At 59.3% G+C, this 22,350-nt stretch carries 23 protein-coding genes and 1 tRNA gene; 13 read left to right on the top strand and 11 right to left on the bottom strand.

Annotated elements, in window-relative coordinates; all coding sequences use genetic code 11:
- The coding region (locus tag I9188_RS19210) for an acyl-CoA dehydrogenase family protein (protein ID WP_209599721.1) at positions 1–1,065 on the top strand (1,065 nt) is incomplete at its 5' end.
- 481 nt (positions 1,066–1,546) lie between these two features.
- Positions 1,547–2,794, top strand: a complete 1,248-nt coding sequence (locus I9188_RS19205; RefSeq protein WP_209507821.1) for a hypothetical protein — start codon at positions 1,547–1,549, stop codon at positions 2,792–2,794.
- 55 nt (positions 2,795–2,849) lie between these two features.
- Here the strand turns inward: I9188_RS19205 and I9188_RS19200 are convergent, their stop codons facing one another.
- The gene (locus I9188_RS19200) at positions 2,850–4,244 is read right to left on the bottom strand and encodes a D-alanyl-D-alanine carboxypeptidase family protein (protein WP_209507823.1); all 1,395 of its coding nucleotides are present in this window, start codon (positions 4,242–4,244) and stop codon (positions 2,850–2,852) included.
- Positions 4,245–4,523: 279 nt separating this feature from the next.
- A complete protein-coding gene (locus I9188_RS19195; protein WP_209507825.1) occupies positions 4,524–5,225 on the bottom strand; it encodes an HAD family hydrolase in 702 nt (233 codons plus the stop codon).
- Between the two features lie 93 nt (positions 5,226–5,318).
- Between I9188_RS19195 and clpS the strand changes: the two genes are divergently transcribed.
- From clpS to hemF, 4 genes are read left to right on the top strand one after another with little or no spacing between them, the layout of a single operon-like run.
- A complete protein-coding gene (clpS, locus tag I9188_RS19190) occupies positions 5,319–5,660 on the top strand; it encodes an ATP-dependent Clp protease adapter ClpS (RefSeq protein ID WP_209507827.1) in 342 nt (113 codons plus the stop codon).
- Positions 5,661–5,704: 44 nt separating this feature from the next.
- Positions 5,705–6,670 carry a class I SAM-dependent methyltransferase gene (locus I9188_RS19185; protein WP_209507829.1) on the top strand — a complete coding sequence of 322 codons (966 nt, stop codon included), beginning with the start codon at positions 5,705–5,707 and terminating at the stop codon, positions 6,668–6,670.
- Between the two features lie 37 nt (positions 6,671–6,707).
- Positions 6,708–7,508 carry an SDR family oxidoreductase gene (locus I9188_RS19180; RefSeq protein ID WP_209507832.1) on the top strand — a complete coding sequence of 267 codons (801 nt, stop codon included), beginning with the start codon at positions 6,708–6,710 and terminating at the stop codon, positions 7,506–7,508.
- A gap of 5 nt (positions 7,509–7,513) precedes the next feature.
- Positions 7,514–8,398, top strand: coding sequence for an oxygen-dependent coproporphyrinogen oxidase (gene hemF, locus I9188_RS19175; protein ID WP_209507834.1), 885 nt, complete (start codon positions 7,514–7,516; stop codon positions 8,396–8,398).
- A 3-nt stretch (positions 8,399–8,401) separates the two neighbouring features.
- On the opposite strand, the gene I9188_RS19170 is transcribed toward hemF, so the two are convergent.
- On the bottom strand, positions 8,402–8,851 hold the full coding sequence (locus I9188_RS19170; protein ID WP_245220724.1) for a hypothetical protein: 450 nt from the start codon (positions 8,849–8,851) through the stop codon (positions 8,402–8,404).
- Between the two features lie 140 nt (positions 8,852–8,991).
- On the opposite strand from I9188_RS19170, the gene I9188_RS19165 reads away from it, so the two are divergent.
- Together I9188_RS19165 and I9188_RS19160 are read left to right on the top strand one after the other, a co-directional pair.
- On the top strand, positions 8,992–9,504 hold the full coding sequence (locus tag I9188_RS19165) for a toxin-activating lysine-acyltransferase (RefSeq protein WP_209507836.1): 513 nt from the start codon (positions 8,992–8,994) through the stop codon (positions 9,502–9,504).
- Positions 9,505–10,431: a Hint domain-containing protein gene (locus I9188_RS19160; RefSeq protein WP_209507838.1), complete on the top strand. Its 927-nt coding sequence runs from the start codon at positions 9,505–9,507 to the stop codon at positions 10,429–10,431.
- A gap of 2 nt (positions 10,432–10,433) precedes the next feature.
- Here the strand turns inward: I9188_RS19160 and modC are convergent, their stop codons facing one another.
- The 3 genes from modC to modA are packed head-to-tail and all read right to left on the bottom strand — an operon-like array spanning position 10,434 to position 13,008.
- The gene (gene modC, locus I9188_RS19155; protein WP_209507840.1) at positions 10,434–11,534 is read right to left on the bottom strand and encodes a molybdenum ABC transporter ATP-binding protein; all 1,101 of its coding nucleotides are present in this window, start codon (positions 11,532–11,534) and stop codon (positions 10,434–10,436) included.
- The gene (gene modB, locus I9188_RS19150) at positions 11,531–12,223 is read right to left on the bottom strand and encodes a molybdate ABC transporter permease subunit (protein WP_209507842.1); all 693 of its coding nucleotides are present in this window, start codon (positions 12,221–12,223) and stop codon (positions 11,531–11,533) included. The genes modC and modB overlap by 4 nt, the downstream gene beginning before the upstream one ends.
- A gap of 5 nt (positions 12,224–12,228) precedes the next feature.
- Positions 12,229–13,008 (bottom strand): molybdate ABC transporter substrate-binding protein, encoded by a 780-nt coding sequence (modA, locus tag I9188_RS19145; RefSeq protein ID WP_245220726.1) that lies wholly within the window; start codon positions 13,006–13,008, stop codon positions 12,229–12,231.
- A gap of 243 nt (positions 13,009–13,251) precedes the next feature.
- Here modA and I9188_RS19140 point away from each other — a divergent pair.
- Both I9188_RS19140 and I9188_RS19135 read left to right on the top strand, forming a co-directional pair.
- Positions 13,252–13,327, top strand: a tRNA-Val gene (locus tag I9188_RS19140).
- A gap of 148 nt (positions 13,328–13,475) precedes the next feature.
- A complete protein-coding gene (locus I9188_RS19135; protein WP_209507844.1) occupies positions 13,476–14,474 on the top strand; it encodes a LacI family DNA-binding transcriptional regulator in 999 nt (332 codons plus the stop codon).
- Here the strand turns inward: I9188_RS19135 and I9188_RS19130 are convergent, their stop codons facing one another.
- Both I9188_RS19130 and I9188_RS19125 read right to left on the bottom strand, forming a co-directional pair.
- Positions 14,475–15,608, bottom strand: coding sequence for a Gfo/Idh/MocA family oxidoreductase (locus I9188_RS19130; RefSeq protein WP_209507846.1), 1,134 nt, complete (start codon positions 15,606–15,608; stop codon positions 14,475–14,477).
- Between the two features lie 37 nt (positions 15,609–15,645).
- Positions 15,646–16,749, bottom strand: a complete 1,104-nt coding sequence (locus I9188_RS19125; protein ID WP_209507848.1) for a Gfo/Idh/MocA family oxidoreductase — start codon at positions 16,747–16,749, stop codon at positions 15,646–15,648.
- A 124-nt stretch (positions 16,750–16,873) separates the two neighbouring features.
- Here I9188_RS19125 and iolC point away from each other — a divergent pair, with 124 nt between their 5' ends.
- Genes iolC through I9188_RS19110 form a run of 3 tightly spaced genes read left to right on the top strand, consistent with a single transcriptional unit; the run spans position 16,874 to position 19,524 of the window.
- A complete protein-coding gene (gene iolC, locus I9188_RS19120) occupies positions 16,874–17,842 on the top strand; it encodes a 5-dehydro-2-deoxygluconokinase (protein ID WP_209507918.1) in 969 nt (322 codons plus the stop codon).
- Positions 17,843–17,851: 9 nt separating this feature from the next.
- Positions 17,852–18,688 carry a 5-deoxy-glucuronate isomerase gene (locus I9188_RS19115; protein WP_209507850.1) on the top strand — a complete coding sequence of 279 codons (837 nt, stop codon included), beginning with the start codon at positions 17,852–17,854 and terminating at the stop codon, positions 18,686–18,688.
- The gene (locus I9188_RS19110) at positions 18,685–19,524 is read left to right on the top strand and encodes a class II fructose-bisphosphate aldolase (protein WP_209507854.1); all 840 of its coding nucleotides are present in this window, start codon (positions 18,685–18,687) and stop codon (positions 19,522–19,524) included. Before I9188_RS19115 ends, I9188_RS19110 begins: the two co-directional genes overlap by 4 nt.
- Positions 19,525–19,539: 15 nt before the next feature.
- Here the strand turns inward: I9188_RS19110 and I9188_RS19105 are convergent, their stop codons facing one another.
- Genes I9188_RS19105 through I9188_RS19095 form a run of 3 tightly spaced genes read right to left on the bottom strand, consistent with a single transcriptional unit; the run spans position 19,540 to position 22,331 of the window.
- Complete coding sequence (locus tag I9188_RS19105; RefSeq protein WP_209507856.1) at positions 19,540–20,298, bottom strand: SDR family oxidoreductase; 759 nt, start codon at positions 20,296–20,298, stop codon at positions 19,540–19,542.
- A complete protein-coding gene (gene iolB, locus I9188_RS19100) occupies positions 20,295–21,101 on the bottom strand; it encodes a 5-deoxy-glucuronate isomerase (protein ID WP_209507858.1) in 807 nt (268 codons plus the stop codon). Before iolB ends, I9188_RS19105 begins: the two co-directional genes overlap by 4 nt.
- Before the next feature lie 48 nt (positions 21,102–21,149).
- Complete coding sequence (locus I9188_RS19095) at positions 21,150–22,331, bottom strand: phytanoyl-CoA dioxygenase family protein (RefSeq protein ID WP_209507860.1); 1,182 nt, start codon at positions 22,329–22,331, stop codon at positions 21,150–21,152.
- Between the last annotated feature and the right edge of the window lie 19 nt (positions 22,332–22,350).

The raw sequence follows: 22,350 nt of genomic DNA, 5'->3' as shown, positions 1-22,350 counted from the left end.
GACAAGGCCGGGGCCGCTGGCCTGACGGGGCTATACGCCCCTGAAGAATTTGGCGGCCAGGGCTTGCCACTTTCAGAAGGCATTCAGGTCTACGAACAACTGGGACTGGGCGATGGTGCCTATGCCTTTGCCTTGTCGATGCATAACATCTGTACCTTCGCGGGCTGCGGCTATGGCACCGATGCCTTCAAGGAAAAATGGGCGCGGGATCTGACGTCGGGCCGCAAACTGGCGAACTTTGCGCTGACCGAACCGCAATCCGGCTCTGACCCGATGAACATGTACAGCCGCGCCACCATCAATGGTGACGGCACTTGGACGATCAGCGGCGCGAAGGCATGGGTCAGCCTGGCGACCGAGGCTGATATCTATTTCACCGTGGTCAAAACCAGTGACGCACCCGGCCACAAGGATATGGCGATGATCGCCATTCCCGCTGACACTCCGGGCCTCAGCTTTGGTCCGCTGTACGACACCCCGTCCTACAACTTCCTGCCTCTGGCCGAGATGTACATGGACAAAGTCGTTGTTAGTGAAGACAACATCATCCTGCCCATCGGCCAAGGTCTGCAAGGTTCACTCATGGCGATCGATATCGCCCGCGTTTCGATTGCGTCAGGATGCTGCGGATTGATGCAAGCTGCCTTGGATACGGCGCTGTCTTATTCCAAGAACCGCAAGATGTTTGGTGGTAAGAACCTCGATCTGGACGGGATCCAGTGGATGCTGGGCGAGGTTGCGACCGATCTTGAAGCCTCCAAGCTTCTCTACCGAAAGGCAGCAGAGGCGCTTGGCACGTCTGAGGGTCCCCTGATGGCCGCTCATGCCAAACGGTTTGTGCCGGATGCCGCAGTGAAGGCTGCGAACACCTGCACGCAAGTGTTGGGCGGCATGGGGCTTTTGCAGCCTTATGGTCTGGATCGTTTGTCCCGTCTTGCACAAATGCTGCGGATCGTGGACGGGACGACGGAAATCAGCCGCGTGGTTATCGGACGGGCCTTGCAGAAACGTGCTGCTGCCTTGCCCGACCTGCCAGTACCAAAAGGATTCGGTGAGACCGGCTGAACATTCTAACCCGCCGGAGAAGCGGAACCGATCTGAACATACCCTCGAAGATCAGTATAACTGAAAGACCGGCCGCAAACATGCGGCCTGTTATCAAATAACGCAGACCTTGGCGCAAAACGCAGCGAATTCTCCCTTTGTCCCCGATGTGTTGATCGCTGGTCTGTTTTCGAGTGCTAGCTGTTGAGGCTTGGGCAGTTCCAACCCTACAGATCGTGACCGGCTTTTCGGGGAACAACTATGCTACCGGAATGGAAACTAAGGTGCGTTTGTCAGAAATACCGGCTCTGATTCTATGCGAAAATTGGTAGTGCCGAACGAAGATCACTGAGCGTGCAGCTCTAAACCTTCGTGCCCAGTTTCTCAGTTGTTGCCCGTACAGGTCTCAGCGCCTAGCATGACGGGCAAGCACATGTTCTGAAACCTACAATTTCAAACGATCGCTCGCCCCGGTTGGGGTGTCGCGCAAGGAGGTAGTCGAATGTCCTTTGATCTGATGTCCTATCAACCCCGGGGCGACAAGAAGAACTCGGACTTCTTCGCGGAATACCTGCCGAAAATCTACGAGCGCCGGACAAGCTCGGGCATCGCCGATCAGGTCGGGCCAATGCGCGCAATCTGTATGCAGGTCGAAACCGACGCGCTGTTCGATACGCTGGTCGAACTTTACGTAATGACACCCTATCGCCACACAGCCAGCTATCTGGGGCAGACCCACAAATTTTCGGTCCTGCATTCGCATCCCGACTATCCCGCGCTGATCGTGATGGCCCCGCTCAGCCCGGGTTTCGAAGACTTCATTCCCCGCATCAATCGCATGTACCCGCTGGCCCGCAACACGCCGCAAACGCGGTATGTTGGCGAGGTTTTCGCAGCCAGTGATCTGAAGGCGCTGACCGGGACGCTTGAGGATCAGAATATCCGCTTCGAATATGCCGGAGATACCGAAAACCCGTTCTACACATTGGACGGCTTCCGCTTTACGACCCCGTCGGATTTCACCTGTAACCGGGTCGGGTATTCGACACTTGATTTCAACGACACAGACAGCCTGGGCCTTGGTGATCGCGTGTTATTGAGCGACGCGGAACAAGCGCGGCTGGATCAGGCAGCCGCGTTCGGATCGGACAGCAAAATAGCGCCCTTGATGCTGGGCATCGATCATCTGGCGACGCGCGTGCTGGCGGGTGAGCGCGAGGATGCGATCCTCGAATTCCTGACCATGGTGCCCTACTATTTCTGGGGGGCCTACAACATCTTCGACATGAACTCGTCCACCAATGTGAACCGCAACGCCAATGTGGACGATGACAAGAAATCTCCGGCCAAGGTTTTCACCGCCAACAACACGCCGTCCTTCGTCAACTCATTCGCCAAGCTGCCGATGCCGACCGAGGATTTTGTGCGCAATTTTGGCCGGCGCCTGCATCACATGGCCGTCGAGATCAAGGATGGCGACCATGGCGCCGGGGAAAAGAATGTCGACTTTGTCGTGAACACGCTTAAGGACAAGGGCGTGCCGTTCCTGGCCCATGTGGTGGGCGAATGCAAAGACGACCCGAACCTGAAACAGATCTTCTCGAAACACTCGAAGAACACGCTGCTGATCACTGAATATATCGAGCGGTGTCACAAGTATGACGGGTTCTTCACCAAGGACAATGTCGCCGCCCTGACCGCCGCCGCGGGACAGGACGAACAATATCAGCACGGTCACGTCTTCGATTAAAAAAGGGCCGCGGATGACCGCAGCCCAGACCCAACAGGAGAGAATATGCCGGACCTTATGATGGCCCGATCATGAAACAGGTGACATTGCGGGCTTGCAGACGGCGACACGCCAGATCGGCCTGTTCCCGCGTCATGCCCTGGAATGTCGCATCAAAGCCGCGCGAGCTCTGACTGACCTTGCGCAGACTGCCATCCAGCGTGGTCATCTCCGACAGCGCCGTTTTCAGCAGGATCTTCTCAGCCTCATATCGTGTGGTGTAGCGGCCCACGTTGACCCCCCACAGATGCCCACCGGACGAGGACAGGCGGGTAATCACTTCCTGCTCGGGCTCTGGTGGGCTGGCGGGCTCGGTCGAGGCCAGCACCAGATTGTCCGGGCGCAATGCCGGGCGGGTGTCGGATGTTTCAACCGGCGGGGCGGTTGGGGCAACATCCGCTTCGGCAATCGCCGCAGCAATACCGCTGCTGATACGGTCGCTGTTCTGGTCCGCCACGACCGCGACCGCACTTGCAACCTGTGTTGTGGCACTCGGGCGCCCAAGCGGGCGCAGGCTGGATTTCGGTGCTCCGCTCAGCGCTGCAACTTGGGTATCGCCCCCCAACCCGACATTGCCCGCGTAGACCGGGCGCTCAGGTTTGCGGATAGGTGCACGAGACGGGGCACGGCGAAACCCCAAATCCAGCAATTCCGCAACCTTGGCATTGCGCGACGCCCCGGATTTACCACCAAAGACAGTTGCAATAATACGCTCATCCTTGCGTTTGGCCGACGCCACCAGGTTGAACCCCGCCGCACGTGTGTATCCGGTCTTTATTCCGTCCGCACCTTTATAGGCCGCCAGCAGGCGGCGGTTGGTGTTGGGAACAGTCTTGATACCGGCATCCGTCGATTGGCGCGAGAACAGGTTATAATACTGCGGGTAATCATACAGCAGATGCCGTCCCAGCGTGGTCATGTCACGCGCGCTGGACAGGTGCCCTGCCTCAGTCAGACCATGCGCATTCTTGAAGGTCGTGCGGCTCATGCCCATCGCTTTGGCGGTTCGGGTCATACGGCGGGCAAAGGCCGCTTCCGAGCCACTGATGGCAATGCCGATCGCCGTGGCCGCGTCGTTGGCCGATTTTACCGCAGCGGCGCGGATCAGGTAGCGGAACGCAATCGTCTGGCCCGCGCGCAGGCCCAGCTTCGACGGAGGCTCGGCCGCCGCCTTCTGGGTAATCCGAACGGGTGTGTCCAGTGTGATCTCTCCGTTTCGCACCGCCTCAAACGCGATGTAGAGCGTCATCATCTTGGTCAGCGAGGCCGGGTGCAGCCGCGCATCCGCATTTCGTGAATGCAGCACCTCGCCAGTTCGGGCGTCGATCACCATAGCTGCGTAAGGCGCCGCCATTGACCTGAGCGGCGCAAACGCCAGCACACATAGCAACGCTATAAGGAAAAAGCCCATTCGGGCCGGAACTGTCCGCCGAATCTGCACGATCTTTGCCTCTGTCTGCCTCGCGCTGCCGGGATTTCCCGGTCAGCAAAAATTATTTTATTGTCCTCAAGGCTATCACAGCGACCCAATGAAATAAACCGAAAGCTGAGGTTTTCGCGGTTTCGATTTGCTTCTGGGCTGAGGCTATATCTTGCGAAATTCCCCCTCAGAACCACCAAATGCGCGAAAAAGGCGAAACTGCGTCAGGATGCGGCAGGGTTTATGTGAAACTGAGGCGAAAAGGCAACATCACTTCAGGTTGCCCAGCAGATCGGTCAGATCGCCCAAATCTCTCAACTCGCGGAATCGGGGGCTGTCGACAGGGGCTTCGGCATGTTCCACCTCCCAGACCAGACCGTGGGGCACGTAGACACCCCAGCACCCGGCCTGAATCGGGGCAACGACATCTGACCGCATGGAATTGCCGACCATCATTGCGGCAGTCGGGCCATCACCATGACGGTCGAATACGAACCGATAGGTTTCGGGGGTCTTTTCGGAAACGATTTCCACACCATCGAACAGATCACCCAGCCCGGACTGGGCCAGTTTGCGCTCCTGATCGATCAGATCACCCTTGGTGATCAAAATGACCCGATACGCATCGGCAACGCCTTCGACGGCCTCGCGGGCATGGGGCAACAACTCGATGGGATGGGCCAGCATCTCTTGCCCCGCTTCGATCAGCTGCCGGATGACCCAGGCCGGAACGCGGCTTTCGGTAACTTCGATCGCCGTCTCGATCATCGACAGGACAAATCCCTTGATGCCATACCCATAGTGCTGAATGTTGCGCTTTTCAGCCGCAAGAAGTCGCTCCATCAGGTGATCACGATTGGCATGATCGGCCAAGAGTTCAGCAAAACGAGCCTGCGTCAGCTGAAAAAACCGTTCGTTATGCCAAAGGGTGTCGTCTGCATCGAACCCGATTGTCGTCAGCTTGGTCGTCATCCTGTTTACGTCCGCTTGCTCTTTTCACCGGCCATGCACACGTTATATAAGCGCCAAGATAAACCCCAAGCCTGAATCGGACAGTTGCACACGATGCTTGAATTGACCTGGATGATGTCTGACAAGCCGGACGACGACAGTGACGCGTCCGTCCTGGTACAGACACGCCCAAAAACCAAGCGTCCGCCTTTGTACAAGGTCCTGTTGCTGAACGACGATTATACACCGATGGAGTTTGTGGTGCATGTGCTTGAACGTTTCTTCGGCATGACCCATGCGCAGGCGTTCGAGATCATGCTGACCGTTCACAAGAAAGGCGTGGCCGTTGTCGGGGTTTTCAGCCACGAGATCGCCGAGACCAAAGTTGGACAGGTGATGGACTTTGCCCGCCGGCACCAGCACCCTTTGCAATGCACAATGGAACGCGAAGAGTAAGGCCTTTGGCCTGACGCGCGCGCCTCTCTCAGCCGGAATTGCCCATGTCCCCTCGTCTGGAACTTGCCCTGCAAAACGGCCTGACGCTGTCCCCCCCTCTTAGTGTGATCTGCCCCACGCCCGACCATGATCTGTCTGCGCTGGCGGGCGGCGCACAAGTTGTGCAGCCCTTCAAACCCTTTCACGACCATTTCGCCGCGCAGGGTTTTGAAACGGTGCCCGACGCAGATGGCCCCTGTCAGGACGCCATTGTCTTTCTGCCCCGCGCCAAGGCACTGGCCCGGTCGCTCATTCATCAGGCCTGTGCGCGGGCGAGCGGCCTGATTGTCATCGACGGTGCCAAGACCGATGGTGTGGACAGCATATTGAAGGATGTGCGCAAGCGGGTTCCGGTCGAGGGACCGCTTTCCAAAGCACATGGCAAGATTTTCTGGTTTCAGGCCGATGATCAGGCTTTTGCAGACTGGGCCACGCCGAAACATCAGATGGTTGACGGATACCACACAGCACCGGGTGTGTTTTCAGCCGACGGCATTGATCCTGCCTCGGCCCTGCTGCTGAAGACTCTGCCTGACCGGCTTGGTCCCTGCGTGGCCGATCTGGGTGCGGGATGGGGGTATCTGTCTGCGGAAATCCTGAAACGCGGCGGGATAACCTCGCTGCATCTGGTCGAAGCAGACCATGCAGCCCTGACCTGCGCGCGGCTTAACGTCACCCAATCCCAGGCGCATTTCCACTGGAGCGATGCCGTATCCTGGGCCGCTCCGGAACCTATCGATACCGTTGTGATGAACCCGCCATTTCACACGTCACGCAGCGCGGATCCCGCCTTGGGGCAAGGGTTCATAGCCTCTGCTGCCCGCAATCTGACACGCAACGGAACCCTTTGGATGGTCGCCAACCGGCACCTTCCCTACGAAGCTACACTGAACGAACATTTCGCTCAGGTCGGTGAAATTGCCGGCGACAACCGGTTCAAGGTGTTCCAGGCCTCTCGCCCTCGGCGTTAAGGCCCGTTAACCTGCGCCCAAATTCAGGAGGATTCGGATGTCCTTTTCCATCGCTGGCAAGACAGCAATCGTAACGGGCGGAGCCAATGGCATCGGCCTGGCCATCGGGCGGCATTTCGCGGATGCGGGCGCAAATGTCATGTTTGCCGACATAGATGAAAAACGCCTGATCGACGAGCTTGGAGAACAGGCCGAAGGCAGCAATATCCGGTACTTTGCGGGTGATCTGCGCGAAAAGCTGACCATTGCCAACCTGTTATCTGCGACGCTGGATGCGTTCGACCAGGTGGATATTCTGGTCAACGGCGCACGACAGGTGATCCCGTCTGATCCGCTGGATCCGGATGACGATTCGATGCGCACCCTGCTGAACCAGAACCTGATGCCCGCCTTGCGGCTCAGCCAGCTGGTCGCAAATCGCATGATCAAACAGGCCGACGGCGATGTCGAAAACCCGGCGGGGACGATCATCAACCTGTCCTCGATCGCGGCCCGGCGGACCCACCCCGATCTGATGGCCTATTCCGTTTCGACCGCTGCACTGGATCAGCTGACCCGGTCCCTTGCGGTTGCGCTGGCTCCGAAACGGATTCGCGTCAACTCGATTGCGCTGGGTTCGGTCATGAGCGCATCGCTGCAATCGACCCTCAAGGACAACCGCGATTACCGCGTCGATATCGAAAAGCATACGCCCCTGGCCCGTATCGCCTCGGCAACGGAACTGACGGAAACCGCGCAATATCTTGCGTCTGATGCAGCTGGTTTCGTTACCGGGCAGATCCTGACAATCGATGGTGGCCGTACCCTGCTTGACCCGGTCGCGGCCCCTGCACATTAAGACCCATGTTCGAAACAGAAAAATCTACCGCCTCCGCCTGGTTTCGCCAATTGCGCGATGACATCGTTGCAGCGTTCGAAGCCCTTGAAGACAGCCACACCGACGGGCCGTTTGCCGATGCCGCACCCGGACGGTTCGAGGTCAAGGAAACCAAACGCCAATCGGACGATGGGTCAGACGCGGGCGGCGGGCTGATGTCGGTCATGCGCGGCGGGCGTGTGTTTGAAAAGGTCGGAGTCAATGTCTCGACCGTCTACGGCACGCTGGGCGACCGGGCGCAACAGGCGATGGCGGCGCGCAAGGGCATCCCCGGAATGACCGAAGATCCGCGCTTCTGGGCGTCGGGTATCAGCCTTGTGGCCCATATGCAGAACCCCCATGTCCCGGCGGTCCACATGAACACACGCATGTTCTGGACACCCCATGCCTGGTGGTTCGGTGGCGGCTCGGATCTCAACCCGTGCATCGAGTATGACGAGGACACCGCGCATTTCCACGCCACGCAAAAGGCGCATCTTGACCCGCACGGACCCGCCCATTACCCGCGCCTCAAGGACTGGGCTGACGAGTATTTCTACATCCCTCACCGCAAACGCGCGCGCGGCGTCGGCGGGATCTTCATGGACGACTATTGCACCGGTGACTGGCAGGCGGATTTTGCCCTAACACAGGACATCGGCAGGGCCTTTCTGCCCGCCTTCCTGCCCTTGGTCGAAAGACGCCGCGTTCAGAACTTCTCAGAGGCGGACAAGACCACCCAACTGGTGCATCGCGGCCTTTATGCAGAATACAACCTTGTCTATGACCGGGGCACAAAATTCGGTCTGGAAACCGGGCATGACCCGGATGCCGTTCTGATGAGCCTGCCGCCGATGGCAAAATGGGTCTGACGATCAGAACGTGTCCATGATGAAATTGTCGTAGCAATAGTTCTGCGCCGACACCGCCGACATGTTTGCTCCGACTTTCTTGACCGTGATCGAATAGCCGGGTTTGGTATCGGCCCCCGGCGGCGGAGTCATGGAAAACTGCACCGTTCGCACGCCGGGTTCATACGCCCGCCAGATATAGATCCTCTGCGAGTTCGGAACGCCCAGTGTGCGAATGGCATAATCTCCGATCCCGCACCAATAATTGACCGGCGCGGATGAACCGACAGCCTTTACTTCGTAAACCCCGTCCGGCAAGGGCGTGATCTCGGTTCGGAACTGCGGCCGGACTGACAGGCCGAACCCAACGGCCCCGGACACCGCAGGCGTCATAACAAGTGTGGCAGCGATGAATGGCTTGAGAAAACGCATGATCCAGATATCCCGAAACAATGGCACCAATACCGATAGCATAACCACGACACCCTGCGAGTAAAGTGGGGCACACCAGCTGCGCCGGCGCAGTTATCCGGGGAAATTCCACTATTCATATCGCCGGAAACAAGTACACTACCCGAAAGAATTAATAACGCATCAAACTATCGGCAGTTCCGTTGAACAAGAGTTTTCCAAAAGACTGGTTCGATTTCCCACCCGAGAAATATGCGGATCTGGGGGCGATGTTCTATCTCGCGGGTCTGACAAAAACGCACCAGAAACGTAACCTTGCGCAAGTTCTTTATGCGTTCGAAACCCCGTTCCGTCTGGGCCAATACCAGATCTTCAGGCAAAATGGCTTTCCCCGCGGATTTGTCACTTTTGCCGGTCTCAGCCCCGACGCCGAATATCGCTATGCGGTGAAAGAAACGTCACTGACAGACAAGGATTTTACCAGCGGGTCTTCCTTCTGGATCATCGACCTTGTCGCGCCGTTTGGACAGACCAGCCAGATTGTTGATATCCTCAAGCAAGAGATCCCGCATCCGCGCGTGCGCACCAACCGAATGGACAGCGACATGACACGCAACCGGATTGTCGAATGGACGCGGGACGATGCAGGCGAGGTTCATATGCGCCTGTACCGAAAGAAGGAATTTGAACGGATGCTGCAACAAGGCGAGGTCTAGTTGGTTTCAGTTCCGATCACAGGTGAATTGACCGGCAACGTGACCGGGTCCCCACCCAATGTGGCGATGGGGCAACCCACGCTGAACAACGGAAACTTTACACCGCTCACCCAAACTTGGACAATTGCGACACCCCCTGCCAACGGTACAGCCACGATCGACCCAAATACCGGAGAGTGGACCTATACGGTCGATCCGACGTTTTTCGACAGCCTCGACAATGGTCAAGTTGTCTTTGATTCCTTCTTCATCAGTGTCTCGGGAACAACGCAAGCAGGTCCGATTACACTTCCGTTTACCGGCTCTCCGGACCCGGTAGAGGTGGTCATCAGGATCGAAGGCGTGTGTTTCGTAGCCGGAACCCTGATCGAGGCCGAAAACGGCCCCCGCGCCATCGAGACCCTGAAGGTCGGGGACAAGGTGGCGACAGCCGATCATGGGTTGCAACCTGTTCGCTGGATCGAAAGCAGCACGATCCCACCCGACCGATTACGCGACGAACCCGCAATGTGGCCCGTTCGCATCTCGGCAGGCAGTCTGGGACCCAACACACCCTCGCGGGATCTTCTGGTGTCTCAGCAGCACCGTATTCTGGTGAAAGGCCCCCGGGTCGAACTGCTTTTCGGAACCACCGAAGCACTGGTAGCCGCCAAGCACCTGAGCAGATGGCCCGGAATAGGGTTCGATACCTCGGTTGAAACGGTCGAGTATCTGCACATCCTGCTGGATCGGCACGAAATCCTCTCGGCGGATGGGGCACAGGCGGAAAGCCTGTTTCTGGGGGAAGAGGCGCTACATACCCTTTCATCCGACGCGCTCCAGGAACTGGCCGCAATATTTCCCGACCGTCCCTCCTCCGGCCATCAGGGGTTTGGGCGCGCCGCGCGCCTTATCCTGCTGGAACACGAAGCCCGCGCACTTGCCTGAGGTCAGGTGCCGGTCCCGATGCGGCCACCGACATTCTGCGGGGCCAGTGCAACCGTCTTGATCACGGCATGGCACGTGCTGCCCGGCTGCAAGTTCAACGCCGCAACTGACCGGCGCGTGACCCGCGCCAGAACAGTCCCAGCCAGTGTCCTGACCGACACGATCGCTCCGGGACCTTCACCCGACCGGATCGAGTCGACCGTCCCGCTGAGCACGTTCAATGCCGACAGACCCTCGGGCTTTTGGACGGACAGGATCACCTCCTGCGCCGGAATGCGAATTCGCAGATGCGCGCCGACCTCCTGCCCGATACGTGGCAGAAACAGACGCGCGCCATTTGCGTTCAGCTCGGTCAACCCGTCAGCGTGGTGCTGGTGCACCTGCACTTCCAACACGGCCCCGACCGCGCGCACACCTGCGGGCGCCACGGACGGATCGGACAGAACCTCGGACGCGGGACCATGGCGGACGACCCTGCCATCCTGCAAAGCGACAACCGATGTGGCCAGACGGGCCACCTCGTCGGCTGAGTGGGTAACATACAGGATCGGGACAGACACCTCATCCCTGAGACGCTCGAAATAGGGCAGGATCTCCGCCTTGCGGGCCTCGTCCAGCGCCGCAAGCGGTTCATCTGCAAGGATCAGTCGCGGGCTGGCCAGCAACGCCCTGCCTATCGACACGCGCTGTTTCTCGCCCCCTGACAACCCGGCTGGACGGCGGTTCAGAAGGTGGCCGATCCCCAGCATCTCGATGACTTTTTCCGGGTCTTCACGCCGCGCGCTTTTGGAGGCGAACCAGCGGCCATAGGCAAGGTTCTGGCGAACGGTCAGATGCGGGAACAACCGCCCTTCCTGAAAGATATAGCCCAGCCGCCGCCGGTGCGGCGGCAGCCAGTGCCCGCGTTCGGTGTCAATCAACACCCAGTCATCCACGGCCACCCTGCCCGCGCGCGGTCGCAGCAATCCGGCCACCGCGTTGACAATCGTGGTCTTGCCCGACCCGGAACGCCCGAACAGCACAGTCACACCGGGTGGCGCGTCAAAACTGACCTCCAGATCGATCCCCGGTAGCTGATGATGCAAGCGAACAGACAGGCTCATGATCCGGCCACCCGCGCTGCGGCGCGCCGTCCCACATATTCCGACAGCAGTAACGCGCCCATGGCGATGACGATCGAGATCAGGACCAGCCGCGTTGCAGCAGCCTCGCCCCCCGGCACCTGCAAAAAGGCGTATACAGCCGATGGCAATGTCTGCGTCTGGCCCGGAATATTCGACACGAATGTAATCGTGGCCCCAAACTCACCCATGGCTTTTGCAAAGGCCAGAATGGCCCCGGCGATGACACCCGGCAGGATCATCGGCAAGGTCACGGTCAGAAACACCATAGGCCGCGACGCGCCCAGCGTCGCCCCCGCCTGTTCCAGCTTCGGGTCCACCGCCTCGATCGACAGACGTATCGCCCGGACCATCAGCGGAAACGCCATGATACCAGCGGCCAGCGCGGCCCCAGTCCAGCGAAAGGCAACCACAATGCCGAACTCGGCCAAAAACCGCCCCAACGGTCCCTGAACGCCGAAGGTCAGCAACAGCAGGTACCCCGTCACAACCGGCGGCAGGATCAAAGGCAAATGCACCAGACCATTCAGAACCTGCCGCCCGGGGAACCGCCAGCGGGCCAGAATGTAGGCCACGAAAATCCCGACCGGCAAGGTCGCCAGCGTCGCCCAGAATGACACGCGCAGCGACAGCTTCAGCGCTTCGACTTCAGCGGGGCCCAACCACTCCAACGCGATCACCCGCCCGGCAAGGAAAATCCCTGCTCCTGAAAAATAGCCAAAGCCGCATCGCTGTGCAGATGATCCAGAAAAGCCCGCGCCGCACCCGTGGCATTACCTGTCATCGCCGCCGGATAGATGATCGGAGGGTGCAAATCGGTCGGAATACTGGCCACAACACTGACCCGCTGTTCCGCCTGCGCATCCGATCGATAGACGATCCCCAGAGGCGCAGCACCCGTTGCCACAAGGGCCAGCGCAGCGCGCACATTGTCGGTTTGTGCCACTCGGTCCTGCACCGCCTCCCACAGGTTCAGCCCCTGCAAAGCCGCCTTGCCGTAGATACCGGCGGGCACCGCATCGACCAGCGCCATGGCCAGAAAGCCTTCGCCAAGCTCGGCCCTGAGGTCATGAACCACCCAAATGTCGCCCAGAACAGGACGCCCCGCCGCGCCGATCAGAACCAGACTGTTGCCCAGCAAATCCGACCGTGTCCCAGGCCGCAACAAGCCCTGCTGTTCCAGAAAATCCATCCAGTCGGCATTGGCCGAGATGAAAATGTCCGCAGGTGCACCCTGGTGAATCTGCCGCGCCAGCACCGAAGACGCTGCGTAAGACACGGTGACATCCTGCCCCGTCCGCTCTGTGTATTCCGTTGCGATTTCGTCCAAAGCGGTCTTGAGGCTGGCTGCGGCGAAAACCAAAACCCCTTCTGCCCCGGCCCGGACCGGAGCCAGCACAAATGCGCCAAGGACCAGTGCCACCATCCAGATACGGCAGGCGAAAGGTAGGATCATGTGTGCTCCCAACCGGAAAGTTGCAGTCTCTTCGGGCATATCGGAGGCCATAGGGCGCTTGCAAGCGCCTTTGATCTTTTCCAGACCACACGCCTGAAACCCACGCAGACCTGCCTCATTAGCCCATTCTCACCGAGGCTGGCGTCATTGAGGGCGGCATTTCCTATCCGCAACCCATCGCGGAATAAAAATCTCACAGACCCTCTTGCGCCCGCCCGCTGGCTTGGCTACATGCAGCGTCACGGGTGATTAGCTCAGTTGGTAGAGCGCTTCGTTTACACCGAAGATGTCGGGAGTTCGAGTCTCTCATCACCCACCATCCTTTCACAATACCGAACGACCACACGTGGCTTTCGCCGCCAGTTGCCGATTGCAACCGGTTGCAAGTTTGTAGCGATGGTGCATAATGAATCTCTGATGCAAAACACCTTGATATCTCTGACCATCAACGACCGGAGCCGCACTGCGTGAGCGTGACCCTGAAAGACGTCGCCGCTTTGGCTGGTGTATCGCGATCTGCCGTGTCGCGCACCTTTACCGAAGGTGCCTCGGTCTCTGCAAAAACACGCAGCAAGGTCGAAAAGGCCGCGCGAGAGCTTGGCTACAGTCCCAACGCCCTCGCCTCTTCTCTGACCACCGGGCGCACCAAACTGATCGGGTTGATTTCGAACAACTTTCACAACCCGATTTTTCTTGAGGTGTTCGATCAGTTTACCCGCGCCTTGCAGGAACGCGGGCTACGCCCTTTGATCGTGAACCTGACGGACGAGACCGAGCCCGCAAACTCGGTCCGCATGCTGCGCCAGTATTCGGTTGACGCGGCCATCGTTGCCTCTTCGACGCTGCCGCCCAGCTTTGCCAAGGCGTTCCACGATGCGGGCGTACCGGTGGTGCACACGTTCGGGCGCTCGGCCACCTCGCCCGAAGTGCATGTGGTGGGAATCGACAACGTCGAATGCGGGCGCATGGCCGCGCGAGAGCTTTTGGCGCGCGGATACAGGCGTGTCGGCTATCTGGGCGGGCCTGAAGATGCAACCTCGGCACTCGACCGGTATCGCGGGTTCATGGAAGAACTGGCAGATCATCCCGATATCGAAGTAAGCCATTGTTTCGCGGGGGCTTATTCCTTCGAGGCAGGCCGAGCCGAAATGTTGCGCCTGTTGGCCAACACCCCGTCCGAAGCGTATTTCTGCGGCGATGACATCCTGTCTGTAGGCGCATTGTCCGCACTGGCTGATCACGGGCTGAAACCCGGTCAGGACATTGGAATTATCGGACTGAACGACATGGAAATGTCGCGCTGGGAAAGCGTTAACCTGACAACGATCCACCAGCCGATCAAGCAGATCATCACCTCATCCGTCGATCTGGTTGTCGAGATGCTGAAAGAGCCTCAGCGCTATCCCGAGGCCCGCATTTTCCCCTGCCGCGTGATCGAACGGGGCACATTGCGGCCCCGCCCCTGATCAGCAAAACATCGGCGGCCGCGCATCCCGCCACGCGCCATCAGCCTTGCCCGACGCAACAGCCGCGTGAACGGCTGCAATGGACCGCAGCCCATCTGCCGCACCGGGCAGACCGTCGCGCCTTTCTCCGCGGATTGCATCCGCCAGATCGCAATAGATATTGGCGACGGCCAGCGGGAACCCTTCGGGGTGCGCGATAGCGACCCGAGACAGGCGTTGCACCTCGTCGTGCAAACCGCCCTCACCCTTTTCGATGATCTGAGTACGCCCGCCGACCGGAGTATAGATCAACTGGTTGGGCTGTTCGGATGCCCAGCGCAGCCCACCGGTTTCGCCAAAGACCTGAATGTCAAAGCCATGTTGCCGCCCGATCGCCACCGAAGATGTCCACAGGCGCCCAACCGTGCCGCCCTCCATCCGGAAATTGATCATTGCATCATCTTCCAACTCACGGCTGGTGATGGTTGAGGCCATGTCGGCAGACAGGGTTTTCACCTGATCGTCACAGATGAAACTGGCCATGTGCAATGCATGGATACCGCAATCGGCAAACTGCCCCGACACCCCGGCCATCGCAGGGTCATAGCGCCAGCGTACGCGCGGGTTATCCGCATCTGTGGCGTCGCCATGATGACCGTGGCTGAAATTGGTCACCACCAGACGCACCTTGCCGATTTCACCTGCGCGCACCATCGCGCGGGCCTGACGCACCATCGGATAGGCAGAGTAACAGTAGTTCACCGCGCAGATCCTGCCCGAGGCTTCGGCCACGCGCACAATCTCTTCTCCCTCTTCAACGGTCATGGTCATCGGCTTTTCGCACAAAACGTTAAAGCCTGCCTCAAGATACGCCTTGGTAATCTCGAAATGGGTCGAATTGGGTGTCGCGATGGTTACCAGATCAATCCGATCCTCTCGGTCTTTTTCACCCGCCAGCATCTCTTGCCAGTCGCCATAGGCGCGATCGGCAGCAACCCCCAATCGCTGCGCGTATTCGCGGCCCACGTCGGGCCGGTGATCCAGCGCGCCAGCAGCAAATTCGAACAACCCGTCCGCCTGCGCCCCAAGGCGGTGTGCCGGACCAATCTGGCTGCCTTCACCACCCCCGATCATGCCCCATCTCAACTTAGCCATGGTCATTGTCTCTCATTGGAATTGTCACATAGAGCGATCAGAAATCGCTGATGTCCTGCCATTGCCGCTGATCGGACGAGGCCAGCGCGGCGGCCAGCACGCGGTTGACCTCATGCCCGTCGCGGAACGTGGGCCAGATCGCCTCGCCGGTGTGGATGGCCTGTAAAAAGTCCTTGGCCTCGATGATGATCTGATCCTGATAGCCGGTTCCGTGACCCGGACCCTGACAGAAGGGCTCATAATCCGGGTGTGCTGGGCCGGTCAGGATCTTGGTGAACCCGCGCGCGGCTTCGGGCCCTTCGCGCTTGTACAGCCACAGCGCGTTCTGGTCCTCCTGATCGAACCGGATCGCGCCTTTTGTGCCTGATATTTCATAGGCATAGCCCATTTTCCGGCCCGTCGCGACGCGGCTGAAATACAGGTTTCCCATCACCCCGTTTTCAAACCGACACATCATCTGGGCATGATCGTCATTTGTTACCTCACCACCGGGGCGGGTTTTGTGAACGGTCTCAACATCGGCCATCACCTGCGCAATGGGCCCGATCAGCGCTAATGCGCCGTTGACCATATGCGGGGCAAGATCGCCGATTGTGCCGTTGGCCCTACCGGTTGTGCGCCAGGTGGCCGGGGCCTGCGGATCGGCATAGAAATCCTCGGTATGTTCGCCCCGGAACCAAGTGATGTCACCAATCGCGCCATCGGCAATTAACTGGCGGGCATATTGGCTGGCGGGTGTGCGGATATAGTTGAACCCCACCATGTTCACCGCTCCCGAAGCCTCAGCTGCGGCAACCATCGCCCGACTGTCTTCAAGCGATGCGCCCAATGGTTTCTCGCACAAGACCGGTTTGCCCAAGGCAAAAGCCGCTTCGGCGATCTGACGATGTGTTGACTGAGGCGAGGCGATCACGATTGCTTCGACCCTGGGGTCTTCAACCAAGATGCGCCAGTCATCGGTCGCCCTCTGAAATCCATAGGCCGCCCGGTAGCGTTCGGCACTGTCCGGGCTCGACGCGCAGATGACCTCGAGCCGGGGGCGCAACGCCGTGTTGAACACCGCACCGACGGCCGACATGGCAACGGAATGGGCCTTGCCCATATAACCGCCACCCACGATTCCCACTCCGATTTCAGGCATCTGCCATGGCCTCGCACATTGTGTTTGCAACCGGTTGCAAAATCAGTATCGTGTGAATCGATTCAACGCAAGGTCCAAACTTTGCCCACCCCACTTTGCCGGAGGATATGACGTGAGCGCTTTGATGGAGGGTATCAAAGGAAACCGCTTTGCCGTTCTGGGGCGTGCGGGTATGGACCTTTACGCAGACCCGATCGGTGTCAAAAGCGAAGAGGCCGATACGTTCCATGCCGATCTTGGCGGCTCGTCCGCGAATATCTGTGCCGGTCTGGTCAAGCTGGGCAGTCAGGCATCCTTGATCACCTCCATCTCGGACGATGCAATTGGTCGGTTCTGCCTCAACCGGTTGCAACATTACGGGGTAGACACCGCTTATATCCGCGTGTTGGGGGGTGAGTATCGCACCTCTCTGGCCCTGTATGAAAGCCGGACTGAGAACTTTCAGAATGTCATCTACCGCAACGGCGCGGTCGATTTTCAGGTTACCGACGCGGATATGGACAGGGTTGATTACACATCCTTCTCGGCCCTGATCTCGGCTGGCACCGTCTTTGCATCCGAACCCTCGCGCAGCGCCACGTTCCGAGGGTTTGAAAACGCGCGCAAAGCTGGTCTTCCGATCATTTTCGATGTTGATTACCGCCCCTACAGCTGGCCATCGCCAGAAATTGCCGCTGACGTTCTGTCCCGTGCGGGCGAAGCCAGTGACCTGATTGTCGGCAATGATGAAGAGTTCGGGTTCATGGCCGGCGGCATGGAAAAGGGCTTTGCCAAGGCACAGGACCTAGCCAGAAAACCGGGCCGGGTAGTCATTTACAAGATGGGCGAAAAAGGCGCCGTCACGCTGGCGGATGGGCAGGAAATCAAAACCGGGATCTACCCAGTCGACGCCATCAAGCCCGTCGGGGCTGGTGACAGTTTCATGGCAGGGCTTCTGGCTTCGATCGCGGCGGGGCACGCGCTGAAAGACTCGGTGATGCGCGGGTCCGCCTGCGCATCCATTGTCGTTTCCAAACCCGGCTGCGCCCCCGCCATGCCCACGACCCCCGAACTGAACGCGTTCCTCGCCTCTCACCCCGGTCCGACCACATAGGAGTATCCCATGCATATCGCGCCCTATGACAATCAGAACAAGCCCATCGTTGACGCCGGTGATCCGACCGTTCCGCTGAACTATTTCAACATCGTCAAACTGAAAAAAGGCGAGGCGTTCGAATACCAGGTGCCGGGCTACGAGACCTGCATCGTCCCTGCAACCGGCAGCGTTGATGTGGATGTCGAAGGCGTTTCCTTCCCCAGGCTGGGCAACCGGGGCGAAGACGTCTGGGATGGCGAGCCCGAGGGCGCCTACGTGCCTGTCGGCGCAAAGGTACAGATGGTCTGCGTTTCTGACGCGGCCGAGGTGTTTATTGCCGGTGCGAAATACGACAAGGTGCTGGACCCGTTCGATGTGCGCGAACACGACCTTGTGCAATATGGCAGCGACGACACCAAAACTCACCGCAAGATCAAACACATCCTTGGCCAAAAGCAACACGACAAGGTCGGCCGCCTGCTAGTGAGTGAGCTGTTCACCGTCGGTCAGGGCGGCTGGTCGGGCTTTCCCAGCCACAAGCACGACACCAACCGCCTGCCGGACGAGACCCGTCACGACGAGACCTATAACTTCCGGTTCAAGCCCAACTGGGGCTCGGGTCTACAGATGCTTCAGCGCGAAGATAACCAGCCGGGCGACGCCTATCACATCGTGGATGGATCGACCGTTTGCATCGACAAGGGTTATCACCCCTGCTGCGTTTTGCCGGGGTACGAGATGTATTATTTCACCATCCTCGGCGGCCTGACCCAGCGTTCTCTGGTGCAGTATTTCCAGCCCACACATGCCTATCAGATCGAGACCATTCCCGGCATCAAAGACATGATTGCGAAATTCAAATGACCCTCGTGACACTGAAAGACGTCCTGCAACCCGCTTATGAACAGGGCTATGCCGTGGGCGGGCTGGTCACACTCGGCTGGGAAGATATGCGCGCCTATGTGGCCGCGGCCGAGGCCGAGAATGCGCCCGTGATCCTGCAAGCCGGACCCAGCTGCCGCGACCACACTCCGCTACCCGTACTGGGCAAGATGTTCCGGTATCTGGCGGAAAACGCCTCGGTGCCCGTCGTTGCGCATCTGGATCACGGCTACACGTTCGAAGACTGCAAGATCGCGCTCGACAGCGGTTTTACGTCCCTGATGTTCGACGGATCGCGCAAGCCCCTGCGGCAAAACATCGATGAAACTGCCGCAATTGCCGAGATGGCGCATACGGCAGGGATTTCCTGCGAAGGCGAGATTGGTTTTGTCGGGTACTCGGGCGGTGAAGGATCGAACGGCACCGACCCGGCAGAAGCGGCCCAGTTCGCACGTGAAAGCGGTGTGGATGCGATGGCGATATCGGTCGGCAACGTCCACCTGCAACAAAACAAGGAAGGCGGTCTGGACGAAGCCCGCATCGCCGAGATCGACGCCTTGACCACAGTGCCTCTGGTCATTCATGGCGGGTCGGGCGTGCCGGTAGATCAACGCATGAAGCTGTCCCGCGAAACCTCGATCTGCAAATTCAACATCGGGACCGAGCTGCGCATGGCCTTCGGCAATGCCCTGCGAGACGCTGTCAATCGCGATCCCGAACGCTTTGACCGCGTGACCATCCTGAAAGAAACCCACAACCCGGTCGAAGCTGCCGCGCGCATGGTCATCCGTGCCTTTGGTGCACCCCCGCAACGCTAACGCGCGCTTTCGCCTTCAGATCGAACCGCCCTCGACCATGAAGTTGCCCGCGCTGCACATGGCGGCGTCGTCCGAGGCCAGAAACAGCACCATGCGCGCGACATAGACAGGCTCAATCGGATCGGGCAGGCATTGGCGGTCGACCTGTTTGGCCAGCGCCTCGGGCGTGACCCACAGGTCTTTCTGGCGGTCGGTCATGATCCAGCCCGGCACAACCGTGTTCACACGAATGCGGTGATCGCCCAATTCGCGCGCCATGGTGCGCGTCAGGCCGTGCACCGCCGATTTCGCGGTGGCATAGGCCGGAAAACCTGCCCCGGCCTCCCACCACGAATTCGATCCGATATTGACGATCGAACCTGCGCCCTTGGCGATCATACCCGGGGCCACTGCCTGAATGGCAAAGAACATATGGCGGATATTGGTCGCCATCCGCTCATCCCAATAGTCCGGCGTCACCTCGCGCCAGTCGTGGCGGTCATCCTGGGCAGCGTTGTTGACCAGCACATCCGCCTCGCCCAGCTCCTCGACCAGTTGCTCCAGCGCAGCCCGCATTGCTTCGATATCGCGCAGGTCGCATCGCGCAAAGGCGTGTTCACCGTCCAGTTCCGCCAGCAGAGCAAGGCCCGCATCCGCATTGATATCCAGAAACCCGACCTTCGCCCCTTGTGCCGCAAAGGCGCGAACGGTTTCCGCACCAATCCCCCCGGCCCCGCCCGTGATGATAACCTTTTTGCCCGCAAGGCTTGGGTAATTGGCGAAGTCTTGGCTCATCCGTCACGCTCCATGATCCATTCGACCTCGGGGGCCAGGGCAAACCGCCATTTGCGCAGGGGGCCCGCCATGACGTTCAGGTAATACATCTCAAACCCATAGGGCGCGCCGCAAGGGTGATGGCCACGCGGAACGATCACAACATCGCCATCGGAGACGGCCATCGTCTCATCCAACTGGCCGTCATCGGTATAGACCCGCTGAATTCCGAACCCGTTGGCCGGGTTGAGGCGGTGATAATATGTTTCTTCCAGATAGGTGATGCGGGGAAAATCATCCTCATCATGTCGATGACTGGGGTAAGAGGACCAGTGCCCATTGGGCGTAAAGACTTCGGTCACCAGAAGACTGTCAGCACAATCCTCGTTCTCCATCGCTATATTGTTGATATATCGCGTATTCACACCCTTGCCGCGTTCGGTCAGCGTGATGCCATCCGGCCCGATCCGGCGCGCTTTGTGGCCGCCCTTGCCCGGGGCCGAGCAGACCGCCACAACACAATCGGTTTCCGCCACAGCCTCCCACTCGGTTCCGTTGGGCAGATACAGGCTATGCGGCGGCGTCTTTTCGAACACGTTCATCCGACCGCCCAATACGCCCCAGTCCTGCCCGGCCCCGGTGATCCGCGCCTTGCCTTCGACCATCACCAGAATGACTTCGCGGTCTCCTGTCGCCTCGGCCGCCCTGTCGCCCGCTTGCAGATGATACAGTCCAAAACCCACATATCGCCATCCGGCACTGTCCGGGGTTATGTCATGTACCTTGCCACGGGTTCCAATAGGCTTCTTCAGCAGGTCTGCCATTCTTGTTCTCCTTATTGGGCGGGCCTAAACGGCCCGCCTGTATCGCCCTCAGGCCGCTTGCCGCGCTTGCAGGGCCGAAAGCGCCTCGGACAGTCGGGCCTCGGCCCACCCTTCCGATACGGCCCGGTGCAATATGTCGGCCTGGCTTTCAGGCGCGTTGCCACCAATCGACGGGTCGGTGTCCAGATTGGTCGGGAACGGATAGCCCTCAGCCGTTGCGGCAATCGCCGCATTCAGCTCTGCCGCACTCAGCGCCCCACGTTGTTTCAGGGTGACCAGCGACGGAAACACCGTCTGCGACATGGACTGCCGGTCAACCATCTCCATCGCGCGGCCAAAAGCGGATGAGACCTGCAACAGGTTCGCCATCCGCTGAATATCCGCACTGCTGTTTTCCCCGGCAGCGTGGAACAGCGCCGGGTTGAAGAACACCGCATCCCCCTTTTCAAGGGGCAACTGAATGTAGTTCTCTTCGAAAAACGCCCGGTGTGCCGCGTCATGGAAGGCGAGATATCCCGGCGCATAAAGCTGCGAAAACGGCAGCAGTTTGGTTGGGCCGCTTTCCACGGGCATATCGCAATGCGCAACCGCCCCCTGCAAGGTCAGCGAAGCCGTCACCAGATGGGCATGGGCCGGATACCGGGCGGCGCTGTCGGCGGTTTGAAAGCCCAGATGATAATCCCGATGCGCCTGCTGTGCCTTGCCGCCGGGGCGCACCTGATTGATTTGCGCGGTCATTTGATAGTTCGGCCCCAACCACGCCTCGCAAGCCGCTGCAATGGCCACATTCCCGAAATAGAGCGCAAAGCCCTCGGGATCGCGCAAGCACTGTTTCTGCAATGCGTTCCATATCCGGTCATTCGCGCCCGAGGCCGCGAAGTGGTCACCTTCCCCGGCCCCGCCCTGACGTTCTTCCTCGATGATCTGATGGAACACAGCGGTCGCCCGGTCGATCACGGACGTATCCGCAAATGCGCCTTTTAGAACGATCACACCCGCAGATTTGTCCAACACGCCTGCCCATTCTGCCAGCAGTTCTTTTCTTTGATCCGCATTCTCCAGCGCCGGGCGCAGGGCGTGCATATCATAGATCGGAACGTTCTTTTGCACCGATGCGGCATGAGGCACCGCACCGGTTGTCAGGTTTTGCGAGGTCAACACCTTGAACTCATCCAGATCGCAGGATTCCCGGTCAAAATAGCCGACGTATCCAAGTTCTTGATGTACCATGACAAACTCCTCTTTCATG

The organism is Ruegeria sp. HKCCSA071 (genome assembly GCF_017872555.1).
Classification (GTDB): domain Bacteria; phylum Pseudomonadota; class Alphaproteobacteria; order Rhodobacterales; family Rhodobacteraceae; genus Ruegeria.
This window is presented reverse-complemented; position numbering and strand designations above follow the sequence as displayed.